Source organism: Mesorhizobium sp. B2-9-1 (assembly GCF_006439455.1).
GTDB lineage: Bacteria > Pseudomonadota > Alphaproteobacteria > Rhizobiales > Rhizobiaceae > Mesorhizobium.
Genome location: NZ_VFTP01000028.1, coordinates 1 through 15,945 on the forward strand (window position 1 = coordinate 1; position 15,945 = coordinate 15,945).

At 64.7% G+C, this 15,945-nt stretch carries 10 protein-coding genes; 5 read left to right on the top strand and 5 right to left on the bottom strand.

Features of this window, described 5'->3' with window-relative positions; translation table 11 throughout:
- Nucleotides 1-95: 95 nt before the first annotated feature.
- Nucleotides 96-4,865, bottom strand: a complete 4,770-nt coding sequence (locus tag FJW05_RS26555) for an NAD-glutamate dehydrogenase (protein WP_140636963.1) — start codon at nucleotides 4,863-4,865, stop codon at nucleotides 96-98.
- Nucleotides 4,866-4,993: 128 nt separating this feature from the next.
- Between FJW05_RS26555 and FJW05_RS26560 the strand changes: the two genes are divergently transcribed.
- The 3 genes from FJW05_RS26560 (at nucleotide 4,994) to FJW05_RS26570 (ending at nucleotide 8,141) form a co-directional block, all read left to right on the top strand.
- Entirely contained in the window at nucleotides 4,994-5,557 is a 564-nt protein-coding gene (locus FJW05_RS26560; protein WP_140636965.1) for a peroxidase-related enzyme, read from the top strand.
- Nucleotides 5,558-5,718: 161 nt separating this feature from the next.
- Nucleotides 5,719-6,042 carry a YciI family protein gene (locus tag FJW05_RS26565; protein ID WP_140544225.1) on the top strand — a complete coding sequence of 108 codons (324 nt, stop codon included), beginning with the start codon at nucleotides 5,719-5,721 and terminating at the stop codon, nucleotides 6,040-6,042.
- Between the two features lie 278 nt (nucleotides 6,043-6,320).
- On the top strand, nucleotides 6,321-8,141 hold the full coding sequence (locus FJW05_RS26570; protein ID WP_140636967.1) for an aromatic amino acid ammonia-lyase: 1,821 nt from the start codon (nucleotides 6,321-6,323) through the stop codon (nucleotides 8,139-8,141).
- 102 nt (nucleotides 8,142-8,243) lie between these two features.
- Here the strand turns inward: FJW05_RS26570 and FJW05_RS26575 are convergent, their stop codons facing one another.
- Complete coding sequence (locus FJW05_RS26575) at nucleotides 8,244-8,855, bottom strand: LysE family translocator (protein WP_140636969.1); 612 nt, start codon at nucleotides 8,853-8,855, stop codon at nucleotides 8,244-8,246.
- A 669-nt stretch (nucleotides 8,856-9,524) separates the two neighbouring features.
- Between FJW05_RS26575 and FJW05_RS26580 the strand changes: the two genes are divergently transcribed.
- Nucleotides 9,525-10,151 carry a DUF1062 domain-containing protein gene (locus FJW05_RS26580; RefSeq protein WP_140544229.1) on the top strand — a complete coding sequence of 209 codons (627 nt, stop codon included), beginning with the start codon at nucleotides 9,525-9,527 and terminating at the stop codon, nucleotides 10,149-10,151.
- 51 nt (nucleotides 10,152-10,202) lie between these two features.
- On the opposite strand, the gene typA is transcribed toward FJW05_RS26580, so the two are convergent.
- The gene (gene typA / locus FJW05_RS26585; RefSeq protein ID WP_140636971.1) at nucleotides 10,203-12,032 is read right to left on the bottom strand and encodes a translational GTPase TypA; all 1,830 of its coding nucleotides are present in this window, start codon (nucleotides 12,030-12,032) and stop codon (nucleotides 10,203-10,205) included.
- A gap of 200 nt (nucleotides 12,033-12,232) precedes the next feature.
- Here typA and FJW05_RS26590 point away from each other — a divergent pair, with 200 nt between their 5' ends.
- Entirely contained in the window at nucleotides 12,233-12,514 is a 282-nt protein-coding gene (locus FJW05_RS26590; protein ID WP_140544259.1) for a hypothetical protein, read from the top strand.
- A 229-nt stretch (nucleotides 12,515-12,743) separates the two neighbouring features.
- Here the strand turns inward: FJW05_RS26590 and FJW05_RS26595 are convergent, their stop codons facing one another.
- Nucleotides 12,744-14,318: an alkaline phosphatase gene (locus tag FJW05_RS26595; protein WP_140636973.1), complete on the bottom strand. Its 1,575-nt coding sequence runs from the start codon at nucleotides 14,316-14,318 to the stop codon at nucleotides 12,744-12,746.
- 338 nt (nucleotides 14,319-14,656) lie between these two features.
- Entirely contained in the window at nucleotides 14,657-15,940 is a 1,284-nt protein-coding gene (locus FJW05_RS26600; protein ID WP_140636975.1) for an MFS transporter, read from the bottom strand.
- Nucleotides 15,941-15,945: the final 5 nt, after the last annotated feature.

The following is a 15,945-nucleotide window of genomic DNA, read 5'->3' on the forward strand; positions in this document are numbered from 1 at the left end:
TCGATCGGGGGAGAGGTGGCTCGGCGAAGCCGAGACGGAGTGGGGGTCGACCAGCGCTACATAAGACAATGCATGCGAGGAACCCAAGCAAACTCTCACATCCCCGTCAGGTCACTCATCAGGCCCGATGCCACCGACAGCCGCGACACGGTGATGTCGCCGCCTTCGGTCAGCGCCTGCAGCCGCTCGCGGATGCGCGCGACGCGTTCGCCGCCGGCTTCCAGCCAGGCCGCGACCGGATCCGCCGCCGTGCCGTGCGCGGTGAGCGCCGCCACCGCGATGCCGCGCCGCGCCACGCCGATCGTGTCGGCCGAGCGCGACAGCGCCAACTGGTCGTAATAGTCGGGCGGCATGATCGAGCGCGCGGCTTCCTCGACGCGCGGGATGCGGAAGGCATCGCTGACGGCGAAGAACGCCTTGGCCGCGCTGACGATGTCGGCATTGGCCGTGCGCGCGGTGAGCGCGACGTCGGGGATCAGCTCGGCCACTTCGGCCAGAGCGAGCTGCCCAGCGAGCTTCTCCGGCGCGCCGCTCTTGGACAGGCCCTGCCGCCGCTCCTCGACGCGCTCGCGCGAGAAGGCCGGCAGCAGCGAGAGAAGATTCGGCTCGAGCGCCTTGCGCGCCTCCTGCAATTCGGCGATGCGCTGGCCAAGCGGCGCGGAGCCGGCTTCGTGCTTCAGGTACCAGCCGCTGGTCACAAAGATAAGCCGGCTGATCGCTTGATAGAGATCGAGCTGGATCTGCCCGTCGATCTGGTTGTCGAGCGCGTCGATCTCGTGATAGAGCGCCGGCAGCGCGAAGCCGTCGCGGACCACGGCGAAGATGCGCACCACATCGGCCGCCGTGCGGCCCGTGGCTTCCTGCAGCCGGTTGACGAAGGACGGTCCGCCGCGATTGACCAGGTCGTTCGCGACGACTCGCGCGATGATCTCGCGCCGCAGCCGGTGATCGCGGATCTCGCCGGCGAATTTCCTTGCCATGCGCTCCGGGAAATAGCCCATCAGGTCGCGGTCGAAATGTTGATCGTCGGGCACGTCGCTGGCGACGATATCGGAGAACAGCACGATCTTGGCATAGGCGAGCAGCACGCCGAGCTCGGCCCGGGTGAGCGGCTCGCCGCGCGCCTCGCGTTCGGCAAGCGCCGCCGGCGAAGGCAGCGTCTCGACCGCCCGGTCGAGCAGGCCGCGCGCTTCCAGCGCTGACATGAAGCGCGCCTGGTGCGCGATGTCGGCGAGCCCCCGCTTGCGCGCCAGCGAAAGCGCCAGCGTCTGCTGATAGTTGTTGGCGAGCACCAGCGCGCCCACCTCGTCGGTCATCTCGGCAAGCAGCTTGTTGCGCGCCGGCCGCGCCAGCGAGCCTTTGCGCATCGCCGACGCCAGCGCGATCTTGATGTTGACCTCGACGTCGGAGCAGTTGACGCCGCCCGAATTGTCGATGGCGTCCGAGTTGCAGCGGCCGCCATTCATGCCGAACTCGATGCGCGCTCGTTGCGTGACGCCGAGATTGGCGCCCTCGCCGATGACTTTCGCCCGGACATCGAGCGCGGTGACGCGGACGGCGTCGTTGGCGCGGTCGCCGACATCGGCGTTGCTTTCGCCCGAAGCCCGCACATAGGTACCGATGCCGCCGAACCACAAAAGATCGACCGGCGCCTTGAGGATGGCGTTCATGATCTCGACCGGCGTCGCGGTGGTTTTGGCGAGGCCGATAGCGGCGGCCGCCGCTTGCGGCAGCGTGATCGATTTCTGGTTGCGCGACACGATGACGCCGCCTTCCGACAGTTTCGACTTGTCGTAGTCCTGCCAGGACGAGCGCGGCAGCGCGAACATGCGCTGCCGCTCGGCCATCGAGGCGGTCATGTCCGGATTGGGGTCTATGAAGATGTCGCGATGGTCGAAGGCTGCGATCAGCCTGGTGGCCGGCGAGAGCAGCATGCCGTTGCCGAACACGTCGCCCGACATGTCACCGACGCCAACCACGGTGAAGGGCGAGGTCTGGATGTCGCGGTTCATCTCGCGGAAATGCCGCTTCACCGCTTCCCAGGCGCCCTTGGCGGTGATGCCCATCTTCTTGTGGTCGTAGCCGGCCGAGCCGCCGCTGGCGAAGGCGTCGTCCAGCCAGAAATGGTGTTTTTCGGAAATGGCATTCGCGGTGTCTGAGAAGGTCGCCGTGCCCTTGTCGGCGGCGACGACGAAATAGGGATCGTCCTGGTCGCGCCGCACCACGCCGGCCGGCGGGATGACGCCGTCGACGCCGATATTGTCGGTGATCGAAAGCAGGCTGGAGACGAAGTTCTTGTAGGCCGAGGTGCCTGCTTCGAAGATGGCATCGCGCCCGGCGCTCATCGGCAGCTTTTTCGGATAGAAGCCGCCCTTGGCGCCGACCGGCACGATGACGGCGTTCTTGACCTGCTGCGCCTTGACCAGCCCCAGCACCTCGGTGCGGTAGTCCTGGGCGCGGTCCGACCAGCGCAGGCCGCCGCGTGCCACCGGGCCGAAGCGTAGATGCACGCCCTCCACCTCGGATCCGTAGACGAAGATCTCGCGCCATGGTCGCGGCGCCGGCAGCCCTTCGACCGCCTGCGAATCGAGCTTGATCGCCAGCGACTGCCCTTTCTGTTTCGTATCGGCCACGAAATGATTGGTGCGCAGCGAGGCTTCGATGAGGTTGAGATAGCGGCGGATGATGGTGTCGTCGTCGATATTGGGCACCTCCTCCAGCGCGTCCTTGATCTTGGCCTTGAGGTGCTTGGCCGCGACCGCGCCGTCGCCTTCCGCCGCCGGACCGAGCCGGGCGACGAACAGCGCGTGCAGGCCGCGCGCGATCTCGGGATAGCGATTGAGCGCGGCGGCGATGAAATCCTGGCTCTGTGGAATGCCGGCCTGCTGCAGATAGCGGCCATAGGCGCGCAGGATGGCGATCTCGCCCGACCACAGGCCGGCGGTCTGGGCCAGGCCGTTATAGCTGTCATTGTCGACATCGCCGCGCCAGACCGACAGGAAGGCGTCTTCGAACAACGCCCCGCCGTCGGAGATGTCTATTCGCGCGCCGTAGCTGTTCTCCAGCTCCATGTCGTGGATGAAGACTTTGCCGGAGCCGGTGTCGGCGACCTCGAAGGTGCGCTCGCTGATGACGCGGAAGCCGATGTTTTCGAGCACCGGCACGCGCCGCGACAGCGCGACAGGGCTGCCGAAATGGTAGATCTTCAAAGCCGCCTGGTGCGGCTTCTGGTCGGCATGGCGGTAATAGTCGATGGCGATCGGATTGTCGGCCCCGATCTTCGCGATACGGCCGGCATCGGCCAGCGCCACGGCGGCCGAGAAGCTGTCGCGATAGCTTTCGGGGAAACGCGCCGCGATCGCCTTCAGCGCCGGGTCGCTGCCGGCGGCTTCCGCGGCTTCGGCGAGCGCGTCTTCCCAGGTGCGCACGATGTCGCGGATCGCCGCCTCGATCGTCGACTGCTCGACCTTCGGCGTCTTGCCGCCGGAACGGCCGATGATGAAATGCACGCGCGCCAATCCGCCTTCCGGGAAGGCCGGGTAATAGGCCGACAGACGGCCCTCGAACACCGTTTTCAGATAGGTGCCGACCTTTTCGCGCACGACGCTGTCGTAGCGGTCGCGCGGCACGAAGACGATGATCGACACGAAGCGATCGAACTGGTCGACGCGCACCAGCGCCCGCACGCGCGGCCGCTCGATCAGCCCGAGTATGGCGCTGGCATGCTTGCGCAGGATGGGAATGGGAACCTGGAACAGCTCGTCGCGCGGATAGCTTTCCAGGATGTTGATCAGCGCCTTGCCGGAATGGTCGTGCGGATCGAAACCGGATTTCGAGATCACGGTCTCGGCCTTTGAGCGCAGATAGGGGATCTTCATCACCGAGCGCGTGTAGGCGGTCGAGGTGAACAGGCCGACGATGCGCAGCTCGCCCGCGAGCGCCCCCTTCGACGTGTAGGTTTTGATGCCGATGTAATCGAGATAGATGCGGCGATGCACCGACGACTTGGCATTGGCCTTGGTGACGATCAGCGGCTCCGGCCCGTGCAGGAAGGCGCGGATTTCCGGCGTCGTCGTCACCGCTTCGGTGCCGCGCCGCAACACCAGCACATCCGGATCCGACAGGATGCCCAGGCCGGGTTTGTCGGCGCGCTCCAGCGAGCCGCTTTCCTCGCCGCCTGTATATTTGAACTCGCGCATGCCGAGGAAGGTGAAATTGTCGTCGCGCAGCCATTCGAGAAAGGCGATCGCCTCGGCGACGCTCTTCTTGTCGAGCGGCACCGCCGAATAGCGGAATTCGGAAATCGCCTGGTCGAGGCGGGCGAGCATCCGCTTCCAGTCGACGACGGCCGCCCGGACCTGCGAAAGCACCTTGTGCAGCCGCCCGGTGAGGCTCTTGGCCTGCTCGGCGGTCAGCCGCGGGATATGCACATGGACGACGCTCAGCCGGTCGTCATCCTCCTTGCCGCCGTCGCCAAGCACCTCGACCACACCGGTCTTGCCGTGGCGGACGGTGACGATCGGATGGGTGACCAAGGTCGGTTCGCCGCTTGTCTCGGTGATTTCGCCGAGGATGGAATCGAACAGGAACGGCATGTTGTCGTTGACGACGGTGATGATCGTGACCGGCCGGCCGTCGCAGGCAACGCCCGAATCGGCTTCGACGGCAACGACGCTTTCGCCTTTCCTGTGGCTGGAGACCGCTTGGGCGGCGAGCTCGCCGGCGCGCTCGAGGTCGGCCACGTCATAGGCCGCGATGTCCTCGGCGGGCGCCCGCGCCAGCAGATAGTCGGCAAGCCTTGCGGGCTTCTCCTCCGCTTTCGCGGCGGCGGCTTTCCTCTTCGGCTTGGATTTCACGCTGGCCATGACGCTTAGTCCCTCCCGTTATATGCTTTTGCGACTATGGTAGCCAGATGAGCGCTGTTTGGCGACAAAGGTTTGACGGCGCTTAAAAAAATTCGAACCGACGCCATCGGCCCGCCAGGAGAACGACCATGACCGGCAAAATAACCGCGCTCGACCTTGTCCAGGCGGAACTCAGCGAGGCGACGAAAGCCTATTTCGACAAATGCGAGGAGAAGCTCGGCCTCGTGCCCAACGTGCTTCTGGCCTACGCCTTCGACGAGAAGAAGCTTCGCGCCTTCACCGACATGTACAACGATCTGATGCTGGGCGAATCCGGTCTGTCGAAGCTGGAGCGCGAGATGATCGCCGTGGTCGTCTCCTCGATCAACCACTGCTTCTATTGCTTGACCGCGCATGGCGCGGCGGTGCGCCAGCTGTCGGGCGAACCGGCGTTCGGCGAAATAATGGTGATGAATTTTCGCGCTGCCGAGCTGTCGGACCGGCAGCGCGCCATGCTCGAATTCGCCGTGAAACTGACCGAGGAGCCGGCCAAAATCGTCGAGGCCGACCGCGCCGCCTTGCGCCAGGCCGGCTTCACCGACCGCGACATCTGGGACATCGCCTCGACCGCCGCCTTCTTCAACATGTCGAACCGGGTGGCGGCCGCGGTCGACATGCGGCCCAACCCCGAATACCACGCCATGGTAAGGTGAGCTCGTTACATTAGACTCAACTTAACATCGATTGCCTGTTTTTCGTTTTGGTCCGATGATCAGGATTGCGGCAAGGCCGCATATCGGATTGCAGCATCGCTGCATATCGCAAGCGGCGTGGCCGCATGCCGGTTCGACGCCGCCGACAAAGGGAGGAGAACATGGCGAAATTTCTCTATGTCTATCACGGCTCCGGCAAGATGCCGACCGACGACGCCGAACGCAAAGCGGCTATGGATGCCTGGACCGGCTGGTACGACAAGCTCGGCTCGGCCGTGGTCGACGGCGGCAATCCGGTCGGCATGTCGAAGACGGTGCTACCGAGCGGCAAGATCGAGAACAATGGCGGCAGCAATCCGACCGCCGGCTACACGATCGTCGAAGCCAAGGATATCGACGATGCCGTCGCCAAAGCCAAGGACTGCCCGATCCTGATGGACCCGGCTTTCAGCGTCGAGATCGCGCCGATCATCGAGATGATGTAACGCTTGGAGTCCGCGCTGCATCGCACGAGGCCGGATTTCCGGCCGCGACTTCCTGCTGTCGTCTTCGTGGCCGCCTTCTTCGACAGGTCGAACCGGCGGCCACCGCGATCGGCTTGCGGCCGAACCGACTACGCAATGGCCCGGTAGGCCACGCCGGTTCCATCATCGGTCCTGCGGCTTTCCTTCGTTGACAGGCCGGCGCTTGCGGCTAGTCTTTTGGGAAACAAAATTTCCATTGGGTGAACTCGTTCCTGAACCTGTCTCGAATGGGAGCCGTCATGCTGGACCGAATCGCCAAGCCCAAACTTCTCCTTTGCATCCTCACCGTCATAGCCGGCCTCGCCGCGCCGCCTGTGCAGGCCTTCGAGGCGGCAACCGTCTATCAACCCATTTTCGAGGCAGCCGCCGACAAGACGGTAACCCTAACCGGCCATGACCTGACCATCGACCAGGTCATCGCCATCGCGCGCAACGGTGCCAAGGTCGAGCTTAGCCCGGAGGCGCTGCAACGTTCGGCGGATGCTTATGGCTTGCTGCTCGAGGGTGCGGCCGAAGGCGTCACGATCTACTGGTTCAATCGCGGCGCCGGCGACCAGCGCGAAACCGTGATCTTTTCAGGCGATCCGACCACGCCGGAAAACACCAAGCTGCTCAAGGACCAGCAGCTCGCGCGCTTCAAGGGCGGCGTGAACCGCGGCTATGGGCCGGAGCTGCAAGAGGAGGCGCTGGTGCGCGCGATCATGGCCATCCGCGCCAACACCATGTCCTACGAGGCGGCCAGCCCGCAGCTGACGCATATGCTCGTCGACATGCTGAACAAGCGCGTCACGCCGGTCGTGCAATCGCGCGGCACGCTCGGCGAGGGCGACCTGGCGACGCTCGGCAATATCGGCGCCGCCATGGTCGGCGAAGGCGATGCCTATGTCAAGGGCGTTCGCATGCCGGCCGCGCAAGCGCTCGATCAGGCCGGGCTGAAGCCGCTCGAACCCTTCGCCGCCGACCAGGCGGCGCTGATCAGCACCAACGCCTACGCGCAGGCGCAGGCCGTTCTCCTGCTGGAGGACACGCGAAAACTGCTGGAATGGACCGACCTCAGCTACGCCATGGGGCTGAACGGCATGAACTCCAGCGTGACGCCGATCTCCGCGCCGGTGCAGTCGATGCGGCCTTATCCGTGGCTGACCTGGGACGCCGCCCGCGTCATGGACATGATCAAGGGCAGCTATCTCTTCGATGACGATCCGGCCCGCATCATCCAGGATCCGGAAAGCATGCGCGCCTCCAGCCAGCGCCAGGGCTCGGCTTGGCAGGCCTGGGCGGATTTGCGCGATTCCGTGCTCCTCTCCATCAATTCCTCGGATCACAATCCGGCGATCCTGCCCGGTCTGACGCCGCAGAGCTCGCCGGAACTCAGCACGCCGCAGTTCATGAAATACTACATCAAGGGCGGCCCGCTCAGTAACGGCAAGTCCGGCTATATCTTCTCCAACGCCAATTGGGATCCCTACCCGATGGCCAACCAGGTCGAGGCGCTCACCAACGCCTTGACCAATCTCGGCGTCGCTGTGGCGCAGCGCATCGAGCGCTTCCGCAACCCATTCTTCACCGTGGTCAAGCCGGCCGACGTGCTGAAGCCGGACGAGCGCAAGGACATTCCGGGCTTCGACGGCTACCTGCCGACCGATCTGTGGCAGGAGCTGGCCGATCTCGGCTCGCCGGTGACGCCGAACGGCCAGGCGATCGTCGCCACCGTCGAGGACCTGGAAGCGCAAACTCGCATCAAGACGCAACGCGCCCGCGAGGCGGTCGACGTATCGTTCCATCTGCTGGCGCAGGATCTGTTGACGGCAAGCTACTGGATGGAGATCCGCAAGGCGCAGAACCCGCAGCGGAAATTCGGCGAAGCACCGACCGCGGCTCTCGCTGCATTGCGCCAGTCGATCCCATGGCATCAACCGGCGTCGGAGCGGCAGAAGCGGCCGCTCGGCATGGTCGCCTACGATTTCATGCAGGAGAACCCGGCCTCGAAATTCTATGCGGGCGGACCGCACCCGCCGGCTGCGGCGGCGCTGCCCTCGGCCGGCGTGCTGCCCAAGTAGCTCAAAGCAATTCCAGGAGAAGCGTGACGCGGTTTTCCGTCCGGAATTGCTCCACACTGAAGAGATGGAGCTGGTCGTCCTTTCCAGAAACGATGAACAGCTCTACCGCGCGGCGATAGCTGCGGCAGCGCCCGCCATCGTCGTGGCGCTGACGCGGTTGGCGATCTTCATGGCGCGCTTGCTCTTCAGCAGCTGGCGCGCCTGCGAAGCGGCCAGCACCCAGGCGAGGTCGATGACGACCAGCACGAGCGCCATGGTCAGCGTCAGCTCGACCCAGCCGATCACGCTGACCGAAGCCAGATCGATGATGGTCGGCAGCAGCGCCAGATAGAACATCATGATTTTTGGATTGCCGAGCGTCACCGCCATGCCGGCAAGGAAAAGTTTCAGGGGCGAGTCCTCGCGCGGCATCTCGCCCTCCTTCGCCTCGACCGGCGCCGTCCACATCTTGAACGCGAGATAAGCAAGGTAGGCGACGCCAACCCATTTCACGACGACGAAGGCGTAGTGGAAGGTTTGCGCCACGACGGCGAGCCCGAACACCGCCAGCGAAAGCCAGACGCCCTCGCCGATCCACATCGCCAGCAGGAACGGGAAGACGTCGCGGAACCCTTTCGAGATCACCCGCGCCACCAAGGCTGCGATCGACGGGCCGGGCGAGCCGGCGGCGACAAAGAGCGCGGCAGCGAAGATCAGCAACGAGGCGAGATGCATGGGGTCGATTCCTATAAGATAGAAAAGAACGATAGCCGATCAGAGTAGATTTGGCACGCCCCGGCAAGGCGCGACCGTTCATCAAGGCGACAACAAACCGCCAGCGCCGGCGCCGCCCCTCATCTGGCTGCCGCCATCTTCTCCCCGTTGAACGGGGAGAAGGGACATGGCGCCGACGATTTCGCCAATCGCAAACGTCGCAGAATGGGCGCCGGCGTCGCGGCCAGCCTCTTTCTCCCCGTTGACGGGGAGAAATGCCCGGCAGGGCAATGAGGGGCAGCGCCAACCTCGCCCTCTAAACCTTGCCCCCTCGTCAATCTCCCGCTAGAAGACCCATCCCGACACCCATTTTCGAGCATCACCTTGCCTCAGTAACCGCCGGTCTCGCCAACTCCCCCGAATGACCGCAGGCGCAGTCATTGGCGCGTCTGCTCCATCTCACGTGTTCTTCAGGCGGCGGTTCGAGACCGGTTTGGCATGCTGAGCCGCCGTCGCGTGCAATCCGCGCCGACGCCTGATTTTCAAACACGCAGTCTTCGCCACGCCGTGGCCCGTGAGCATGATCCCGAAAAGTGGTATCCGGTTTTCGGAAAAGATCATGCTCAACAACAAGGGGCATCTCGGACATCGCCGGCCTGACGGACTTCCCGACGGGAAGGGCCTACCGGCATGTCTCGAACTTTGTGCGTACGTTGGACGATTGCGCCCGCAATCGCGCCACGACCTTTCATCAACTGCAATCGCTGCGGCGGCCTCAAGCCTTATCGATGCGGCGGGAAATTCCGCGTCAATGCCAACGGCAAGCGCATTGACGTCTGGCTGATCTATCGCTGCGTCGACTGCGACAACTCCTGGAATTTCGCCATCCTGGAACGGCGAAACCGCCGCGACATCGAGCCGGCGCTGCTCGCCGCGATTGAAAGCAACGATCAGGACCTTGTCCGCCGCCACGCCTTCGACAGCGCGATGCTGCGCGACCGGGCTGGCCGGATCGAGGAATCTCCCGGCGTCACGGTCCGAAAGGAGCTTCTGGCCGGCGAGCCGGGACGCGCGACCACGCTCGCGATCGAACTTCGGATCGAGGGCACGACGCCTTTGCGGCTGGACCGCCTGCTTGCCGGCGAGCTCGGCCTATCGCGGTCAAGGCTTCAGGCCCTGGACGACCGCAAGCGATTGACCATCGAGCCCGATGGCGGAAGGGCCTTGCGCAAGCCCGTGCGCGGTGGCCTGGCAGTGTCCATCGACCTCGCCGGGGACGCGGATTGCGCCGCGATCGTCTCGGCTGCCTGCGGCTGAAACAAAAAAAGAGGGAGCAACCGCTCCCTCTTTCGAACTTTCCATGGAACCCTACGCCGCGCCCATCACCTTGGCGGCCTTCTCGAAACGCTTGCGCTCGTTCGGGTCGAGATGGAGCTTGCGCAGGCGGATGGTCTTCGGCGTCACCTCGACCAGCTCGTCGTCCTGGATCCAGGCGAGCGCCCGCTCCAGCGTCATGCGGATCGGCGGCGTCAGCTTCACCGCTTCGTCCTTGCCGGCGGCGCGGATGTTGGTGAGCTTCTTGCCCTTGAGCACGTTCACTTCGAGGTCGTTGTCGCGCGAATGGACGCCGATGATCATGCCCTGGTAGACCTTGACGCCCGGATCGATGATCATCGGGCCGCGGTCTTCCAGGTTCCACATCGCATAGGCGACCGATTCGCCCTGCTCGTTGGAGATCAGCACGCCGTTGGTGCGGCCGGGCAGCTCGCCCTTATACGGCTCATAGGCGAAGAACAGGCGGTTCATCACGGCGGTGCCGCGCGTGTCGGTCAACAGTTCCGACTGATAGCCGATCAGGCCGCGCGTCGGCGCGTGGAAGACCAGGCGCTGGCGGTTGCCGCCGGACGGGCGCAGCTCGACCATCTCGGCCTTGCGCTCCGACATCTTCTGCACGACGACGCCGGCATGCTCCTCGTCGACGTCGATAACGACTTCCTCGACCGGCTCCAGCAGCTGGCCGTCGTCGCCCTTCTGCATGACGACGCGCGGACGCGACACGGCAAGCTCGAAGCCCTCGCGGCGCATTGTCTCGATCAGCACGGCGAGCTGCAATTCGCCGCGGCCGGACACGAAGAAGGAATCCTTCTCCGCCGATTCCTCGATCTTGAGCGCGACATTGCCCTCGGCCTCGCGCAGCAGCCGGTCGCGGATGACGCGGCTGGTCACCTTGTCGCCCTCGGTGCCGGCAAGCGGCGAGTCGTTGACGAGGAAGGACATGGTCACGGTCGGCGGATCGATCGGCTGCGCATGCAGCGGCTCGCTCACCGCCGGATCGCAGAACGTATCGGCGACGGTGCCTTTGGACAGGCCGGCGATGGCCACGATGTCGCCCGCCTGCGCTTCCTCGATCGGCTGGCGCTCGAGGCCGCGGAAGGCGAGGATCTTGGAAATGCGGCCGGTCTCGATCTGCGTGCCGTCATGGTGCAGCACCTTGACCGCCTGGTTGGCCTTCAGCGTGCCGGACTCGATGCGGCCGGTGATGATGCGGCCGAGGAACGGATTGGCCTCGAGGATGGTGCCGATCATGCGGAACGGGCCGGGATGGACCGTCGGCGCCGGCACATGCTTGACGACCAGGTCGAACAGCGGTGCAAGACCCTGGTCCTTCGGACCCTCGGGGTTTTCCGAAACCCAGCCGTCGCGGCCCGAGCCGTAGAGGATCGGGAAATCGAGCTGCTCGTCGGTGGCGTCGAGCGCGGCGAAGAGGTCGAACACCTCGTTGACCACTTCGATATGGCGGGCATCCGGACGGTCGATCTTGTTGATGACGACGATGGGGCGCAAGCCGACCTTGAGCGCCTTGCCGACGACGAACTTGGTCTGCGGCATCGGGCCTTCGGCGGCGTCGACGAGCACGATCGCCGAATCCACCATCGACAGGATGCGCTCGACCTCGCCGCCGAAATCGGCGTGTCCGGGCGTGTCGACGATGTTGATGCGGGTGCCATGCCAGTCGACCGAGGTCGCCTTGGCCAGGATGGTGATGCCGCGTTCCTTTTCGAGGTCGTTGGAATCCATGGCGCGCTCGGCGACGCGCTGGTTGTCGCGGAAGGCGCCGGACTGTTTCAGGAGCTGGTCGACGAGGGTGGTTTTGCCATGGTCGACATGCGCGATGATCGCGATATTGCGGAGGTTCATTGTCTGGTCTCGGGAGTGTTGCAGGCAGCAGGCCCAGAGGCGCCGCCTTTTTCGGTTGCGCGGCTCATACAAGGTTTTTCGCATTTGCGAAAGGGGAGGCCCGACCCCAAATACATAGTCACTGATTCTTAAACGTCTTGGTGTGAAATGATTCCGTTAACCAAGGCGGAACCTTTGAGGGGCCGGACAGTTCGATGTTCATGACCGATCCTATGTCCAGATTGCGTCCGGTTTTTGCGTGGGCGGCGCTTGGCGTGCTCGTCGCGGCCGGCGCCGCGCAATCGGCGGCTACGCTTCGGCAAGCCGACCCGATCGCGCCGCCCGACGCCAGGACCGCGCAGCAGATGTTCGCCGACGCCCCCGACGGCGTCGACCCGATCGTCACCGGCCCGGTCAGCGCCGCCTTCAAGCAGCGCCAGAAGGATGCCAACTGCGATACCGCGGTCTGGCCGAAAATTCCCCGGGCTTGCTATCCGGATTGATCTTTCCGCCACAGGAAAACGGCAAATGCTGGCGGGACAGCGCCCCCCTCTGCCCTGCCGGGCATCTCCCCTCAAGGGGGGAGATTAGCAGCTTTGATCCCGCTGCCAGTCCTGCAGCGTTGGAAATTAGCGAAAGCCGATGCGAAATCCGATCTCCCCCTTTGAGGGGGAGATGGCCGGCAGGCCAGAGAGGGGGGCCTCGCGCCGGCGCCTCGGATTTTATTGATCTTCAAGCCGACCGCACCGGATCGAGCGTGACCTTGTAAAGCTCGTTGTCGTCGCGATCCATCAGCCGCACGGTGAGCTGTTCCGTCGCGCCGGAAATGTCGACCAGCCCGAAGAACTGCAGCCCGGCCGACGGCGGCAGGTTCTGGCCCTGCTCGGCGGTCGGCGCCTTGATGAATTTCAGCTCCGGCCCGAAGGTCATGTCGAGGTCGTTGGGGCCGAAGGTGCCGGCGTGGATCGGACCGGACACGAACTCCCAGAACGGATTGAAATCCTGGAACTGCGCCTTGTCGGGATTGTAGTAGTGCGCCGCGGTGTAGTGGACGTCGGCGGTCAGCCACACCGTGTTGGTGATGCCGGCATTCTTGATGAAGCGCAGCACGTCGGCGAATTCCAGCTCACGGCCCTTTGGCGCGCCATTGTCGCTGTTGGCGACCGCCTCGGCCCCGGCCTTCTTCGCCGCGTCGTTCCAGACGACCAGGCTGAGCGGCATGTCGGCGGCGATGACCTTCCACGTCGCCTTGGAATTCGCCAGCTCGCGCTTCAGCCACTTCGACTGCTCCTCGCCGATCATGCGCGACTTCGGCGTCAGCGTCTCTTCCATGTCGGGGCCGTTCGGGCCGCGATAGGAGCGCATGTCGAGGAAGAACACGTCGAGCAGCGGCCCATGCGAGACCTTGCGGTAGACGCGGCCCGGCTCCGACGGCTCGTAGCGGATGGTCGTCATTTCATGGAAGGCGCGAGCCGCCCTGGCCGCCAGCACATGGATCGACTTTTCCTTGTAGCGGTCGTCGGCGGTCAGGTCCTTCGAATCCGACCAGTTGTTGAGCACCTCGTGGTCGTCCCACTGGTAGAAGGTCGGGCAGATGGCCGACAGGCCAAGCACATGCTTGTCCATCATGTTGTACTTCCACTGGTCGCGGTACTCGTCCAGCGTCTCGGCCACCTTGCGCTTGCCGTCGATCATGACCACGTTCTTCCACTTGCCGCCGCCGGGCAGGTCGACCTCGTCCTTCATAGCGCCGTCGGCATAGATGGTGTCGCCGGAATGCAGGAAGAAGTCCGGCGTGTGCTTGGCGATGGTCGAATAGGTCTTCATGCCGGTCTCGTCGATACCCCAGCCCTGGCCGGCGGTGTCGCCCGACCAGGCGAAGCGCACGTCGCGCTTGGACGACGGCGCGGTGCGGAAACGGCCGACGATCGGCTCGGACACGGCATTGATGTCGGAAAGATCGGCAGCGGTCATGCGGTAGAAAATGTCCTGGTCCGAGGCGAGATCGGTGAGCAGCCGCTTCACCGTGTAGTCGCTGGCCGGCGAGGTATCGAGCGCAGCCAGCCGCGTCGCATTGGCGAAGCTTTCGGTCGTCGACACTTCATACATCACGCGCGCCGGGCGATCGGTGCGGGTCCACACCATGCCCGACGTGGCGTCGACGTCGCCGGACTGGACGCCATGCGTGAAGGCCGGACGCTGGCTGGCGCGGGAATAATAGGGCAGCGCCAGACCGGAGGCGCCGACAAGGCCGAAGGCGCTGGCCGAAGTGACGAAGGCGCGGCGGGTGAGCGAAAGCTTGTTCATGGCTGTCTCCGGGATGGCATTGAGCGGGACCGCCAAGCTCTCGCCTCAATGTTTCAGGCGCATATCGGAACCATGAAGTTTTGATAACAGTCGACATCTTCCTTCTCCCCTTGTGGGGTGAGAAGCGGTCCGCGTTAGCGGACGAAAAGCCAATTGCTTGGCTTTTCGAGCTTCGAACGCCCTGAGCCTGCGAAGGGCCGGGTGGTGGATCGGCGCGCAGCGCCGAGACGGATGAGGGGTATTCCAGCGGAGTGAGACGTTGGCTTTCCCTGGAGCACCCCTCATCCGGCCGCTTCGCGGCCACCTTCTCCCACAAGGGGAGAAGGAAAAGTCGCGCCTCAAGCCGCCTGCGGTTCCGGCTCGAACGCCGGCCTGCTCGTATTGATCAGCAGCGAAATACAAGCCGCCGCGATACCCGTCATGCCGGCAATCAGGAAGGCCAGCTCGTAATTGCCCTGCAGCTCGCGCATCGTGCCGCCGAAGGCGGCGGCCGCCGCGGCGCCCACCTGGTGGCCGGCGACGATCCAGCCGAACACGATCGGCCCGCTGCGGTCGCCGAAAGCCTCGTTGGCAAGCCTCAGCGTCGGCGGCACGGTGGCGATCCAGTCGAGCCCGTAGAGCACGGCGAAGATGACCAGGCTGGTCGCCGAGAAGCCGGAATAGGGCAGGTAGATCAGCGACAGACCGCGCACCGCGTAATAGACGCCGAGCAGCTTGCGCGGGTCGAAACGATCGGTGAGCCAGCCGGAAAGCGTGGTGCCGATCAGGTCGAAAATGCCCATCATCGACAACAGCCCGGCCGCCTGCACCTCGCCGATGCCCATATCGCCGCAGAAGGCGATGAGATGCGTACCGACGAGGCCGTTGGTGGTGAAGCCGCAGACGAAGAAGGTGGCGAACAGGTACCAGAACACCCGCGTGCCGGCCGCGCGGCGCAGCGTGTTCAGCGTGTGCGCCAGGAAATTGCCCTGCGATGCAGGCGACACCGGCGGCACGTCGCCGGCATCGGCGCCGTAGCGAACCTGCCCGATCGAAGCCGGGCGCTCCGGCACCAGCAGCAAGACGAACGGGATCAGCGCGGCGGTGGCCAGCGCCACGGCAATCGCCACCGGCTTCCAGCCGCCGCTCTGCGCCAGCGAGGCGATGAGCGGCAGGAACACCAGCATGCCGGTGGCGCTTGAGGCCGACATCAGGCCCATCATCAGGCCGCGATTGGTCTTGAACCAGCGGTTGACGATGGTGGCGCCGAGCACGCTCGCCACCGCGCCCGAACCGATGCCGGAAAACACGCCCCAGGTAATGAAAAGATGCCATGGCTCGGTCATGAACAGGCTGAGCGCGGTCGATCCCGACATCACCAGCAGCGAGCCGAGCAGCGTGCGGCGCAACCCGATGCGCTCCATCAGCGCCGCGGCGAACGGACCGGTCAGGCCATAGAGCAGGATGCCGACGCTGGCGGCCCAGGACGTTACGTCGCGATGCCAGCCGAAGCTTTCCTCCAGCGGCACCATCATCACCGAGGGCGCCGAACGGAGCCCCGCCGCGATCAGCAGGCACAGGAAAATGACGGCAACGACGACGAATGCGTAGCGCTGGCCAAACGGACGGGACTGGATTATCATGTTAC

Excerpts from the sequence above, each read along its gene's own strand:
- typA (WP_140636971.1), bottom strand. The coding sequence starts at position 12,032 with ATGAACCTCCGCAATATCGCGATCATCGCGCATGTCGACCATGGCAAA.
- FJW05_RS26600 (WP_140636975.1), bottom strand. The coding sequence starts at position 15,940 with ATGATAATCCAGTCCCGTCCGTTTGGCCAGCGCTACGCATTCGTCGTC.
- FJW05_RS26560 (WP_140636965.1), top strand. The coding sequence starts at position 4,994 with ATGACCGGCAAAATAACCGCGCTCGACCTTGTCCAGGCGGAACTCAGC.
- FJW05_RS26580 (WP_140544229.1), top strand. The coding sequence starts at position 9,525 with ATGTCTCGAACTTTGTGCGTACGTTGGACGATTGCGCCCGCAATCGCG.
- FJW05_RS26575 (WP_140636969.1), bottom strand. The coding sequence starts at position 8,855 with ATGCATCTCGCCTCGTTGCTGATCTTCGCTGCCGCGCTCTTTGTCGCC.
- FJW05_RS26590 (WP_140544259.1), top strand. The coding sequence starts at position 12,233 with ATGACCGATCCTATGTCCAGATTGCGTCCGGTTTTTGCGTGGGCGGCG.
- FJW05_RS26565 (WP_140544225.1), top strand. The coding sequence starts at position 5,719 with ATGGCGAAATTTCTCTATGTCTATCACGGCTCCGGCAAGATGCCGACC.
- FJW05_RS26595 (WP_140636973.1), bottom strand. The coding sequence starts at position 14,318 with ATGAACAAGCTTTCGCTCACCCGCCGCGCCTTCGTCACTTCGGCCAGC.
- FJW05_RS26555 (WP_140636963.1), bottom strand. The coding sequence starts at position 4,865 with ATGGCCAGCGTGAAATCCAAGCCGAAGAGGAAAGCCGCCGCCGCGAAA.
- FJW05_RS26570 (WP_140636967.1), top strand. The coding sequence starts at position 6,321 with ATGCTGGACCGAATCGCCAAGCCCAAACTTCTCCTTTGCATCCTCACC.